This is a genomic window from Singulisphaera sp. GP187, assembly GCF_900129635.1.
In the GTDB taxonomy this organism is placed as follows: domain Bacteria; phylum Planctomycetota; class Planctomycetia; order Isosphaerales; family Isosphaeraceae; genus Singulisphaera.
Genome location: NZ_FSRB01000002.1, coordinates 955,423 through 968,459 on the forward strand (window position 1 = coordinate 955,423; position 13,037 = coordinate 968,459).

Annotated in this window: 10 protein-coding genes; 4 read left to right on the top strand and 6 right to left on the bottom strand. The window is 65.0% G+C overall.

Annotated features, from left to right (window positions below; all coding sequences use genetic code 11):
- The first annotated feature begins 206 nt into the window (after positions 1 to 206).
- Entirely contained in the window at positions 207 to 1,442 is a 1,236-nt protein-coding gene (locus BUS42_RS28275; RefSeq protein ID WP_074312619.1) for a M48 family metallopeptidase, read from the top strand.
- A gap of 177 nt (positions 1,443 to 1,619) precedes the next feature.
- Here the strand turns inward: BUS42_RS28275 and BUS42_RS28280 are convergent, their stop codons facing one another.
- The 3 genes from BUS42_RS28280 to BUS42_RS28290 form a co-directional block, all read right to left on the bottom strand.
- The gene (locus BUS42_RS28280; protein ID WP_074312620.1) at positions 1,620 to 2,450 is read right to left on the bottom strand and encodes an MOSC domain-containing protein; all 831 of its coding nucleotides are present in this window, start codon (positions 2,448 to 2,450) and stop codon (positions 1,620 to 1,622) included.
- Between the two features lie 64 nt (positions 2,451 to 2,514).
- On the bottom strand, positions 2,515 to 3,531 hold the full coding sequence (locus tag BUS42_RS28285; protein WP_074312621.1) for a D-2-hydroxyacid dehydrogenase: 1,017 nt from the start codon (positions 3,529 to 3,531) through the stop codon (positions 2,515 to 2,517).
- Positions 3,528 to 4,652: a glycosyltransferase family protein gene (locus BUS42_RS28290; RefSeq protein ID WP_074312622.1), complete on the bottom strand. Its 1,125-nt coding sequence runs from the start codon at positions 4,650 to 4,652 to the stop codon at positions 3,528 to 3,530. The genes BUS42_RS28285 and BUS42_RS28290 overlap by 4 nt, the downstream gene beginning before the upstream one ends.
- 272 nt (positions 4,653 to 4,924) lie before the next feature.
- On the opposite strand from BUS42_RS28290, the gene BUS42_RS28295 reads away from it, so the two are divergent.
- Positions 4,925 to 6,130: a hypothetical protein gene (locus BUS42_RS28295; RefSeq protein ID WP_083670708.1), complete on the top strand. Its 1,206-nt coding sequence runs from the start codon at positions 4,925 to 4,927 to the stop codon at positions 6,128 to 6,130.
- A gap of 149 nt (positions 6,131 to 6,279) precedes the next feature.
- On the opposite strand, the gene BUS42_RS28300 is transcribed toward BUS42_RS28295, so the two are convergent.
- Positions 6,280 to 7,281: a DMT family transporter gene (locus tag BUS42_RS28300; protein WP_254053845.1), complete on the bottom strand. Its 1,002-nt coding sequence runs from the start codon at positions 7,279 to 7,281 to the stop codon at positions 6,280 to 6,282.
- A gap of 307 nt (positions 7,282 to 7,588) precedes the next feature.
- Here BUS42_RS28300 and BUS42_RS28305 point away from each other — a divergent pair, with 307 nt between their 5' ends.
- A complete protein-coding gene (locus BUS42_RS28305) occupies positions 7,589 to 9,940 on the top strand; it encodes a sigma-70 family RNA polymerase sigma factor (protein ID WP_074312624.1) in 2,352 nt (783 codons plus the stop codon).
- A gap of 192 nt (positions 9,941 to 10,132) precedes the next feature.
- Here BUS42_RS28305 and BUS42_RS28310 read toward each other — a convergent pair whose 3' ends face one another.
- Together BUS42_RS28310 and BUS42_RS28315 are read right to left on the bottom strand one after the other, a co-directional pair.
- Positions 10,133 to 11,476 carry a putative sugar nucleotidyl transferase gene (locus BUS42_RS28310; RefSeq protein WP_074312625.1) on the bottom strand — a complete coding sequence of 448 codons (1,344 nt, stop codon included), beginning with the start codon at positions 11,474 to 11,476 and terminating at the stop codon, positions 10,133 to 10,135.
- Positions 11,477 to 11,643: 167 nt separating this feature from the next.
- The gene (locus BUS42_RS28315) at positions 11,644 to 12,144 is read right to left on the bottom strand and encodes a metallophosphoesterase family protein (RefSeq protein WP_254053846.1); all 501 of its coding nucleotides are present in this window, start codon (positions 12,142 to 12,144) and stop codon (positions 11,644 to 11,646) included.
- Between the two features lie 317 nt (positions 12,145 to 12,461).
- Between BUS42_RS28315 and BUS42_RS28320 the strand changes: the two genes are divergently transcribed.
- Positions 12,462 to 12,695 (top strand): hypothetical protein, encoded by a 234-nt coding sequence (locus BUS42_RS28320; protein ID WP_074312627.1) that lies wholly within the window; start codon positions 12,462 to 12,464, stop codon positions 12,693 to 12,695.
- The last annotated feature ends 342 nt before the right edge of the window (positions 12,696 to 13,037 follow it).

Here is a 13,037-nt window from a genome sequence, read left to right on the forward strand (position 1 = left end):
GCGAATGGGCGGCCAATTTCGTATTTCTTGATTGATTTCGCGGTGGTGGTCGGGGAGATGTTCTTCGATTTTTCTGCTTCGGAGGTGTCGCGGAAATAACAAACTGGGATATCCTCCGAAGAAGATCAGGGATAATTTGAATCATTGAGGTCATCATGATGGCCAATTCTGGCCAACCGGTTGTCGACACATCGCGGAGGCGACAGATGGAGCGAGGGCAACCCCCCCGCGGGTTGCTTTGTCCTGGTTGCGGTTCGGGTCTGGAACCGCTGGACGAGGTTGCGGGCGATGATCATCGACTTCGTTGCCCGCAATGCCGCGAGACCTTTCGCGCGCGCCGTCGCGAGCCGAGTGACGAGCTGGCCGCGGCCCGTCCCAGCACCGAACCGCCGCCGCCAGGATCGATCTCCTTGTTCTGGCGAGGCCTGGCGCTGCGCTGGCTGGAGAATGCGTATTGGACCGGAGTGTTTGTCGGCTCGGCCGGTCTGCTCGTCTTCGGGGGATTTCTGCCGGTGATTCGAGGCTGGCTCCGGGACGAGGTTCGCGGCTGGGGTGGGGTTCTCGAGACCTTGGGTGGGGTCCATGTGATTACCGAGACCCGCGACCCCGACGCGGATCTGGGGCCGGTGCTCGCTCGGTCGGATGCCCCCCTGCTCTTCTCAGCCATGGACGACGTGGCGCGACGGCTCGGAGTGAAGCCTCCCGGGCAGGTCCGGCTGACGTACCTGCCGTGTTGCGGGGTCGTCGCCTGGGAGCGTTCGCGGGCCCTGATTCTCGGCCTGCCCTTGTTACGGGTCCTGACCATGGCCGAAGTGCGCGCGATCCTGGCGCACGAGCTCGCCCACCTGGCGCGGGGCGACGCGACCCGCGCGGCCCGCTCGGTTCGGTTTGTCGAAGGCCTGCGCCAGGCGCTCGACCAAGCCGCGGGTCAAGAGCACGGGCCGCTCGGCTTCTTGGCGCGGACCTGCTTCCGCTGGTCGTCCCGCCTGATCGGCCCGATCGCTCGCGGGCAGGAGACCCGGGCCGATCGCTCGGCGGCCGCGATCGCCGGCGGCAGCGCGGCGGCCTCGGCCCTGGTGAAAGTCGCGCTCGTCCAACCCCTCTTTCGCGAGGTCCTCGAACACTACGACCCCGAAGATCTCGAGGCGCCCAATCTCTACGCCTTCTTCCGCGCCTTCTGGTATCGACTCCCCGCCGAAGTCCATACCGCGTTGCGGCTCCAAGTGCTGACCGACGGCGGCGCGCACGACCCCGCGCACCCTCCCCTGCCCGACCGCCTGGCCCTGCTCCAGTCCTATCCCGACCCCGCCAGCGTCATCGGAGACACGATCCCCGCCACCTCGTACGTCGGCGATCTCGAGACGCTTGAACAGATGCTCCACAACCGACTATTCGGTCTCCCCGCCATCGAACCGAGCGTCTTCCACAAGCTGAGGGTTTGAGCCCTCGATCGGAATCCTCAGTCGGGAACATGTGTCCGAATGAAATTCCCTGGGACCGCGGGCGTCCCGCCCGCTCTTCCATTCGATTCAAGTGCGGGCGGATCGCCCGCCGTCCCGGGGGGGGGGGCTCCGCCACCCCGGCCACTCAGATCAACCAAGGAATATGGGGCCAACGACTTAATTAAGAATCACGGTGTCGCCCAAACGGACCGCTCCCACGCGAACGACCGACGCATAGACACCGGCGTTTCCATGGTTCCCCTGGACCACGGTGCGGAGGACCCGTGGGTCTTTGGGCAAGTCTCCCTGGCTCAGCGTCGTCATGATGCAGCGCGGGCACGGCCCGTTGATCCGTAGCTCGGCTTCCCCGATCGTGAGCGTCCGGCCGATCCAATCCTCCTCGACGAAACCGTCCGTGCCATTGGTGGGTTCAATGACGAAGTTGGGACGGAACCGGCGCACATCGAATCGGCTTTCGGGAGCCAGGGCTTGCAGGCGGTCGAGTGTCGCTGTCGTGAGCAAGTGAACCATTGAGTCATCGAAGAACGCGCCCGCCGGGAGCGGAAATTCGAAGACTTCGTCCGGATTGGGGAGCCAGTCATGGTCGGGCCAGTACCCCTCGGCCGTGGCACCCTCAACGCCCGCGCGTGCCAGGCGCACCGGTCGCCCCACGGCATCGGACAGCCGCCTCTCGACGTTTGGCTGGTCGGTGGTCACGGAGTTGCCGTCCGGCAGGGTGATCCGGGCCGACGGCAACGCCAATGGCCCGGCCTCGGCGAACGGTTCCGGGTATTCCGCCCGGAAATCGAACAGGTTGGGCCATCGCCTCGGGTTCTTCGCACTCGCGATCTTCCCGGTCTCGGCGTCGACCAGCGCATAGATCCGGTCGCCGAGCAATCCGCGTTCGGTCACCTTGGTCGAGTCCAACACCTCACCGAGCATCGACTTGACGGGATAGCGTCGGATCTCGCGGACTCGACCGATGACAGCTCCCGGAGACTCAGGCATCGTCGTTCCCCTTTTTTTCCTCTGTGTGCGACACTCCGCGTACGCTCGGGTCGTGACGACGGATTCAGAACCACATCGCCTTGTCGGCGACGTTGATCAGCGGTTCGCCGCGGCGAAATCGCTGGACGTTTTCCACGAGGGTGGCGAGGTGACGCGCGGCGATCACGGGGGAATAGCCGGCCGTGTGAGGGGTGATGATGACGTTGGGGAAGTCCCAGAGCGGGTGTTCCTTGGGGAGCGGTTCGACCTCGAAGACGTCGAGCGCGGCCCCGGCGATCCGCTCGGCACGGAGGGTGGCCACCAGGTCGTCGAGCACGACGATGGCGCCTCGACCGATATTGATCAGGTAGCTGGTCGGACGCATGTGCGCGAGAAGCTCGGCGTTGAAGAGGCCGAGGGTCTCCGGCGTGTGGGGAGCGGCGATGACGACGAAGTCGCTCGAGGCAAGCAAGTCGGGGAGTCGGTCGAGCCCGTCCAACGAGGTCACTCCCTCGGGAGTCAGCTTGCGATCGGCGTAGCGGTCCACCGCGCGGACGTTCATTCCGAACGCCAGGGCACGACGGCCGATCTCGCTGCCGATCGCTCCGAAGCCGACGATCCCCATCGTCGTGTCGGGCAGGAAGATCGTGGCCCGATCCATCGCGTTGACCGTTCCCGGGCCCGCGGCGTTGTTGACCCGCGCGGACTCGCCGCCGACCGGTTCGTAACGATGCTCGACCTGGCGCCGGACGTAGGTATGCAGGTTCCTTGCGAAGCAGAGGACGTATCCCATGACCTGGTCGGCGATGACGTCACCGAACAGGCCGCGGGCATTGGTCAGCACGCAGGGATGATCCACGAGCTCGGGGAAGATGTAGTGCTCGAGGCTGACCGTGAACGCCTGGACCCAGCGGAGTTGGCCGGCTTGGGCAAGCAGTTCGGGCGTGATCTTGCCGAGGAAGGCGTCGGCCCGGGGCATTGCAGCCAGGGCCTCGGCCGGGTCGGCGGCGTTGACCCAGCGGGCCGTGGGAAACTTCGACCGGAGGATGGCGAACCGCTCGGGCTCAACGGCGGGGTGGATCACGATCTGGGTCGAACTCATAGCGGTCTCCGAGGCGGTGTACTCCGGCAGGTCTGTGCCAGCCGTTCGGCAATCCGCGCCGCGCCGTCGGCGGGGAACGGGGGGGCCCCCGGTTTCAATGCCAGGGCCTTGTCCAGGTGCGAGGTGAGCTTGAACTCGGCGAAGGCTCGGGCGGAGGCCGGGACGCCTCCTCCCCAGCTTCGCAGGGCGCGATCCAAGGCGCGATGTTCGGCGAAACCGGTCCTGGGAGGATAGATCATCGGCGTCCCCGAAACCATGGCCTCACAGGTGGTGCCATAGCCGGCCTTGGCCACGATCACGTCGACCGAGGCCGCCAGGTCGGCCCCCGTCCAACCGGTCGCCCCGATCGCGTGCAGGTTGGCCAGCGGACCCCCAGGGGCCTCATGAAAACCCACGAAGTGAATTCCGCGGCTCTGGAGCCGTTCAAGCCGCTCCCAGCCGAGATTTGCCTGGCCGTACCGGCCGACGTAGAAGTAGACGAGCTTGACCGACGGGGAAAGCCCGAGCTGTTTCACCAGCTCGTCTCTCCGGTTCCGGCCGGGGGTTACGACCATCCCCACTTCAATCGTCGGAGCGAGTTCGGACATCCGGAGCGCTGGCTCGGCCCGGAACAAGGCCGTGGCCTGGCGATAGTCACGACGCATCGCGGCGACAAAGGCCGCGGCTTCTCCCCCCAGGGCCTTGGCATACGGGGCATAGATATCGGCCCAGGTGAAGTTGGCCAGCAAAAACCCGGGGATCCCCGCGCGCCGGGCGGCCACCAGCGGTACGGGCGGGACGTCGCAAAGCACGGCCGCCGTCCCCTCGTCGCGCAGCTTGGCGGCCTCCTCGTCGACCCGGGCGATCGCCTCGGCATGCACGCGGCCCGCCATCGCCAGTGTGGCCTCGCCGTCGGTGGCATTGCTGTCGCCGGGCGGGTTCAGGGCACCCACGTCGGAGACGTGAGCGTCCAGTTCCGCCGGACGGCGGAGCCGCTCGCGCCAGTGATCGAACAGGTTCGGATGGCAACGGACCGTGACCGGAATGTCGGTTGGCATCCGGTTGATCACTGCCACCGAGCGGTTCAGGTGGCCAAAGCCGTGGCTCGTCACATACACGGCCAACCCGCCGCAACGTCCCATGGAAAACCTCTACCTGCCGCCACGATGGGGGCGTATTGAATTTGGCCAAGACGGGTTGGGCGAGGATAACCGACTCGGCGATCGGCCGGCAAGACCTTGCCAACAGGGGCGGGTGGCCCCGCGATTCTTCGGACCTGAACGCCTTGACGCGTCGTCATTGGCCTGGACTTTTTTCGAGGGTTGGCGCTGGATGAGGCGCGAAAGGCCTTGGCGATCCGGTCGAACCGACCGGCCGCTCGGGGCTGTTGGCGGTTCAGGAAGGGCTTTGAGCGATGTCTTCGCCTCGACTCTTTGGTCCGGCGGTTCGGACCCGATCGCCGCGCGTCTCCCGCGTCCTGGTGGGCAATCCGCCTGCGGGGGGGCGCGTTTCGACCTCGTCGATTCCTTGGGGTCTGCTCGGCATGCTCGGCCTGCTGGCTGTGATCGAATGCGGGGTGGCCCGGCATCCGCTTGATTTTTCCGACCCGGTCAGCCTGAGCTGGCGGCTCAGTGCCCAGGCGGCTGAGCGCGATGCACCCGGGTGCACGATCCTGGGGGTGGGCGACAGCCTGGTCAAGCACGGCGTCATTCCGTCCGTGCTCGAGGCGGAGACGGGAGAGCGGACCACTAACCTGGCGATCGCCCGCGGACCCGCGCCGGCGACCTACTTCCTGCTCCGTCGCGCCCTCGACGCAGGCGCCCGGCCGAAGGCGATCGTGGTCGACTTCAAGCCGGGGGTTCTTGTGGGCAGCCCGCGCTACAACCTCCGTTACTGGCAGGAGATCCTCACGGTTCGGGAATGTCTGGACCTGGCGCGAAACGATCACGGCGGCTCGCTCCTGATCCATCTCGCCCTGGGTCGGCTCCTGCCGACGTTTCGGGGGCGTCTGGAAGTCCGTGGCGCCATTCTGGCGGCGCTGCGGGGCGAAGACTCCCCGATGCGGCTGCTTAACCGGATCTGTCAGCGGAACTGGGGGGTCAACGACGGCGCGAACGTCGCGGCCAGGAACCCCGCCTTCAACGGCGAGGTGAGTGCCGAGCAGCACAAGACACTGCTCTCGCACCTTTGGTACTGCCATCGCGTGAACAAAACCTATGTCCGCCGCATTCTCGATCTGACGGCGGAGCACGGAATCCGGGTCTACTGGCTCCTTCCCCCGGTCTCCCCCGCGCTTCAAGCGAAACGCGAGGAAACGGGGGCCGAGGCCGGATCCCTGAAATTCGTCCGCTCGTTTCAGCAACTCTATCCTGAGATCACCGTCGTCGATGGACGCCACGCAGGTTACGACCCCACCGCGTTTGTCGATGCGACTCATCTCGACGGTCGGGGAGCCTTGACCCTGTCGACCGAACTCGGGCGCTTGCTTCGGCGCGACCTCGCCGGTGGCTCAGTCGCCTCGTCCCGCTGGGTCAACCTTCCCCCCTATCGTCCTGATCCCTCGCCCGTCCCGCTCGAAGACGTCGAGGAATCCCGGATCATCGTGAAGTCCGGCCGCTGATGAGTCGCTCGCCCTGGTCGCGTGGGTCTACCCCCGTTTCGCAGGGTGGGCACGGCCCACTAGGTTTCAACCTGAGAAAGACGTTTTGCCCTGAGTGTCAAAAGGCAAGGTGGGCCGTGCCCACCCTATCTACCTTCTCGCACACGCTGTTAGAGCGAGATCGAATCGGCCGGTGCCAACTGCGGGGCGAAATTGAAGTCTTTGCGACTGGTCCAGACGATCCCGCCCAGCGTCAGCATTCCACCGAGGGCAAGCGTGGGTGTGACTGCCTCGTGGAAGAGCCAGATTCCCCAGATGACGGTCAGAATGGGCGAGGCGTTGCCGACCGAAGCGACCTGGCTGGCATCGAGTCGGCGCAGCGCCTGGTTCTGAAAGGCCAGACCGAGGATGGTCGACACCAAAATCAAAAAGGCAAGCCCGCGCCAGGCGGCCGGTGAGGCGGCCAGAATCGCCGTCCAACTCGGCCGGGTCGCCAGCGCGATCGGCAAGTCGAGGAGACTGCCGAGCAGGAACGTGGCCGCGAGCACCGGCAGCGCCCCGTGCTTTGCGACCAGCGGCTTATTGACCGTCATGTAGGCGCCCCAAGACACCACGGCTCCCACGAGGAGGAGGTCGCCCCAGATTGCGTCTCGACTCTCCGCGCCCCCCTGCCAGAAATTTCCCAGGCCGATGATGACAACGCCCAGGATGCTGGCCAGAACGCCTCCGAGCCGGTCGAGATTCAAACGTTCCTGGCCCAAGGCGCTGGCGAGGAGCAGGACGACCAGGGGGACCGCCGCATAGAACAAGGCCACGTGCGATGTGGGCGCCAGCCGCGTCGCGTTGAGAAAGAACGACTGATTGATCGGCACGCAGAGCGCCGCTCCGATGAGGAGCCGCAGGCCATCGTTCCGAATCAGGCGGCTCAGGCTCCCCTCACGCCAGACGACCGGCAGCAGGCAAAGCCCCGCGCAACCAAATCGAATCACCGGGACGAGCCCCACCGGCAATTCGCGGACGACATATTTCGCGGCCGTCGCCGTGGTCGATCCGATCAAGACCATTAACGCCAGGGAGACATACGCGCCAAGCTCCCCTACCCGATCCGAACTCGTCTCCCCGTGCACGATCTCCGTCACCGACATAGCGATCAACCGCCTTCTCGACAGCATCAGTGCTTGCTTCCGAGCGACCGGTACGCGGGCGCTCGCTACATTCCCCATCCTAGAGCAGAGGGCAAGGCAGAAGGTTCACCTTGATTGGCGTATGCCTAGCGTCAGGCGACTTGCCGGATCCACGCCCGCGCTTTTCATAAAGTGAAGTCGCATACAGTCAATCCGAGCGTGCGTGGCTGGGTAATTCTGCTCGTGAGGCGAAGGCAATCGCTGGACGATCCTGGTGGCCATTTTTTTTTGAGGGAGTTGAGCCTGCGGCCGGGTACTTCTTCAAAGACAAGATCGAGAGTGGAGTATCAGACCGATGGGGAAAGCGGGTGCGAGCAGAGTCGAGCGGCTGATCCAGACCCTGTGGGACGCAGGGTCGGTCGGCTCGCTGGACGACGCAGAGTTACTGAGGCGATTCCTCCGCGGCGATGCGGCTGCCGAGGCAGCATTCGGGGCCCTGGTCCAGCGGCACGCGCCGATGGTGCTTCGCGTCTGCCGTGATGTGACCGGAGATCCCCATGACGCCCAAGACGTTGCCCAGGCCACGTTCCTGATCCTGGCCCAAAAGGCCCACTCGGTCCGTCGCCATGAGACGCTCGCCAACTGGCTCTTCGGCACTGCCCGCCGAGTTGCCGCTCGGGCGAGCCGCGACTCGGTCCGCCGCCGCCGGCACGAGCGCCGGTATGTGGAGACGGCTGCGGAACGGCGCCCCTCGGATCCCACGTCGGATGGTCTTGATCGGGATTGGTCCGGGTTGTACCAGGAGTTGGATCGGTTGCCCGAGCGCTACCGGGTGCCGATCGTCTTGTGCGACCTTGAGGGTTTGACCCACGAACAGGCCGCGATCGCGATGGAATGCCCCCAACGCACACTTCAGACTCGGCTCTATCGCAGTCGTGAACGGCTTGGGCGGCGGCTGGTTCGCCGCGGCCTGATGCCGGCGGTCGGACTTATGGAGGGGGCTTTCATTGCGGAGGCGAGGTCGGTCGCGATCACGACGGCCTGGGCAGATTTCACGACCCATGCCGCGACTCAACTGGCGCTGGGTCGGGCCGCGGCCGCGGTGGCTCCGGTTGCCGTAACCGTACTCATTCAAGGGATGAACCGAGCGATGTTGCTGACCAGGCTGAAGTGGACCGCGACGTTTGCCGTCATCGCCGGACTCTCGGCGGGCCTGACTCACGAGCTCGCCCGGTTTACGCCGGGCGCCGGGATCCAAATGCCGAAGGGGGAAACGGGAGGGGACATTCCGCCCACGCATCGGAGTCCAGTCGGCTCAGGGCAGACGACCAAGGGTGGAAGTGCGGCGAAGCCGCCCGCCGAGGCTGCGGAGCCCGCGCAGCCAGCCCCGTTGACGACCCCAATCACGGTCAGTGGCCGGGCCACCAACGGAGAGGGAAAGCCGGTCGTTGGTGCCACGATCTTCCTCGTTTCGTCCAACGACACGGATCCCCCCCTTGGCACGACGACCACCGACCACGACGGATCGTACACATTCCGCGAGGCTCGCCTTCGCGTCTCTCAAACGCGGGAGGACATCCCCTCGCAGGGAGGCTTTCAGATTTTTGGCACGGCGCCGGGCCACGGCTTTGCGTGGCATGGCATGCGCGCCTATCAACCCCGGCCCCGCCCCGCAGCCTGGAGGGTCGCGGGCGAGGACTACACTATTTTTCAGGGTGAGCCGCTGGTCATGGACCTGCGTTTTTTGCCTGCCGCGACTCTCGCCGGTCGCGTTGTCGACGAAGCTGGCCGGCCGGTGCCGGGCGTCAGGATCCGGCTCATCGACTGTGACTACCTCGACACCGAGCACAAAGAATCGCACCCCAACTGCCGGGAATTCTGGTCCATTCAGTCCGCCCCCCGCGTCTTTACGACGTCGGAGACCGACAAGGACGGTCATTTCCGCCTGGAAGGACTCCTACAAGAGGCCGGCTATAGGGTCCACGTGCAGCACCCGGATTATGCCAGGCTCAGCCTCTACGCCGCGACGACCGCTCGGCCGACGACGGCGTTCGAGTACCCACGCCAGTCGATCGGTTTTGGACAGGAGCGACCGCCGGTCCAGACCGGGGAGCTGAACGTGATCCTGCGCTCGACGCGGCGGATCGCCGTCCGGACGGTCTACGCCGACACAGGGCGGCCGGCGCCGAAGGTCCGCGTTTCCGCGTCCCAAAAATCCGCCGGTGCTAGCGCAAACGGCATCACGGATGCCGCCGGCAAGCTCCTGTTTTGCCTCCCGCCTGGCGAGTATGACCTCAGGGCCGATCCGACCGATGGAGGCGCGACTTGCATCCGCACGCTATCGACACTCAGGGTGACTGATGAACCCGCCGAGCAACCGCTCGAGGTTCGCGTGAATCCAGGGTGCATCCTGTACCTCGAAGTCGTCGACGCGAAGACGGGCGAAGGCATCCCCGGGGTCACGTTCCTGTCCGAGGCCGACGGCAAGCCCGGATCACGGTCTTCGGTACAGAGCCGGTCGGGCTACATTGATAATCCCCGATCCGACGCCAAGGGCCAGCTCCGCGCCGTCGTCGAACCCGGCGACTGGGTCTACTCGCTGGGGTATATCCCTGGATCCGCCGGTTACGGCCAGATCTCCCTGGAGAAGCAAGTTTCCCTTCCCGCCGGGCAGACGATGACCATTCGTTTCGAACTGGACAAGTGACAAGTTGGGCCATGGGAGGCGATGCGAGCCTGGGGTGGCCGGGTCAAAGTGCGGTACGACCCGGCCGCCCGTTTCATGAACCGGTGAGGATATGCCCGGCCTCTTGCTTCGCGAGCCCGCCGCGACCTCTCCCTGGGGAACCCTCGCCAGAGTGATTCCCGGTTCCTCGAAGGAAATCGGGAATCCGTCGATTCAGACGCCGGCGATTCCCTGGCCCGAGTTAAGCGGAGGCCGTCCCGCGACCGGCCAATGATCGCTCCGGCGCTCGTGCGCTCGCTGGAAGGCGCGTTCCCGCTCCAGACGAGTTTGCTCGTACAGGTCGAGGTAGAGGTGTTCTTCGATCTCGGTGAAGACCTGTCCTCGGCGACCCATCACGATTCGGGCCGTGTCGAACATCTGGTCCAGCGGGAAGCCGGGCGCGACCTTGCCATAAAGCACTGCGGTGAAAGAAGGAACGTGCTTGGGCAACAGCGGGCCGGCCGGCAGGACGTTGCACATGACACCGATCACCGTTCCGGTATTCAGCATGCTGCCCAACCCGGTTCGGGTGTGGTCGCCGATGAAGCAACCGACCTTGGCCTGCTTGGTGCCGATCGGGTCGCCACCAAGCGGGACGAACACTTCGCCGTAGTCGTTCCGCAGGTCGCTATTGGAGGTGATCGCCCCCAGGTTGACCCATTCACCGACGTAAGCGTGCCCCAGGAACCCTTCGTGGTATTTGTTCGAGTGGCCGTGAACGACCGTTGCTTCGACTTCGCCGCCGATCCGGCAGTTGGGGCCGAGGGTCACCCCCCCTCGCAGGTTGGCGCGGAAGAGTTGGGTGTCGCGGGCAATGAAGCAGGGCCCTTCGATCCGGGTGAACGGCTGGACCCAGGCGCCGGCCGACACCGTGATCGGCCCATTCGTGGTATCGAACACGGTGTACGGGTCGATCCGCGCGGTCTCGTGAACGAAGAGGCGATTGGCCGGTCCCACCAGCGCGGCGGTCGTGAGGTGGCGGTTGCTCAGGCCCACTTTTCCATCGGCGTTGAAGTCGCGCACCAGGTGGTCGGCATTCTTGACGACGATGTCCCAGGGGCGTTCGATCCATTCCCCGCCCAACTCGACACCGCCCAATCGGGACAATTGCTCGTCAAACCAGGTGCCGGCGTTGTTTGACTCCAGCCCGATCGCCTGATCCGGGCCGACCAAGGCACAGACCGGCTGGCCGTTGCACAGGCCAACCCAAGGCGTGGATGCGTTGGGGACCTCAAGCTTGGCGGGAGGCACCCAGCGGCTGTTGACGGCCAGGACGGGACCACGTGCCAGCCAGTCGCGATCATTCACCGGCGTTTGCGGATCGAGCGCTTGCTGGAGTGCGGCCAGGTACGGGCGAATGACGACGCCCCTGCGGTTTGGACCCGGACCGACACCGAACGCTTTGACGATTTTCGAGCCGAGAGTGTTCGATCCCAGAAGGAGAGAGAACACCGGACGGGTCAGAGTCAATGGCTCAAGGCCTGCGACAGCGTTGTCTTCAACCAGGCAGAGACGCATGAATCCCTCCGTAGCTAGATCGGCGTTTCGACCTTCGCACGCACCGCGTCGTGCGCGGATGAGAGCAGCGATGTCGAGATTGCCGTCCTTAGCCGGCATCGCGATCGTGATTATAGGCCGCGATCTGCAAAGCCCGCCAGATCGGAACCTTTTAACTAGCCCGAATTTCACCGTCCCTGATGATCGGAAACATCCAGATGAACCAGTTCATCCGAGTCCAGGTCGAGTCGAGCGACCGTCCAGGTCGGGGCGCGATGGAGCGCACCCGGGTTGATGTATCGAGTCGGCCCATGTTTTTCGTCGGCCGGAACATGAGTATGGCCAAACAGCAAGTAGTCGGGGCCGAGCGCGGCCAGGCGGCGGATTTCCCGGGTCGAGTCTCCGTGAGTCACCGCGATCCGCCGTCCCGCCAGGGTGAACTCGCCCCCTTTTCCGAGGCAGACCCCGCCTCCGAGGGTCATCGAACGGCACAGTTCTGATTCGTCGAAGTCATTGTTGCCAAAGACGTAATAGCAAGGTAGGGCCGAACATTCCTCGACAACTTCACGGTTGGTCAGGTCGCCGCAATGGATGAGGGCGTCCACCCCTTGGGCGATCAGCAACCGCACGGCGCGTTGGGTTCGTTCGACGCGGTCGTGGGTATCGGAAAGGATTCCGACTCGCATCATGACTCCTGTTGAGAAGAAGCGTCATCGGTCCCTCAATTCGATCGAGGAGATCGGCTCGAGGTCACTCTCGCTCTGGCCGAACGTGGAATCCGGCGGTAAACTAACCCGTGGAGAACACGAGGCCCGCGCACTCCTGGTCACGATTTTGTCCTGAGGACGCGGTTCTTGGAAGGCTCTGTGCCGCCCTTGTCACGGGCAGGCACGCGGCCGACCGCGAGAAAGGTCGGTCGCGGGAAGGGAGTTCTGGTTTCGGTCCGCAACGCCGGATCGCGGCTCCCCGTCCCTGGTTTTTCCCGCGTTTCGCGGGGAGGTATCGCATGTCGATCGCAATTCGTTCTAAGCGTCTCATTGCGTCGGAACACTCGACGTCCCTTTCGTCCTCTTCCATTGTCGAGCTTATTTATCAGGATATTGAGGCTCCCGAGCAAGCCGAGGTTGCTCGCGAGGCCCCCGAAATGCGCGCCGGCAGCGTTTTGGAAGCCCCTGATGCCGGAGAGGGTCGCCACGGCCTCGTGGAGCATGAATTTACCCATGGCCGGAGCCAGAGCTGAGCGGTCGGGCCAGGATCTCTCCTGGGACACCGGAGGCCCCACCGCCCCGTTCTACCGGCCTTTACGGGTTACTCCCCGCTAGGGAAGGACCGCTGATCCAAGGGTCGGACGTCCCACCTGTCCTCAAATGCCCCGCCTCCCCCCTCTGACCAAACCGGTGGGGAGTGCGGGGCATTCTGCTTGGTTCGCTGGCTCAAAGGGCGAGCGGGGAGCGTCCGTTGCCCCGTGCAAAGTCCTGAGCACTTCGATGGTGTCCGCTTTGGTCGGGCAAGCGACCCGAGGTGATCTGATGCTTGCCGATCGATCGGCGACCCGCGCGGGCAAGGTCAACGCGGGAGCGGT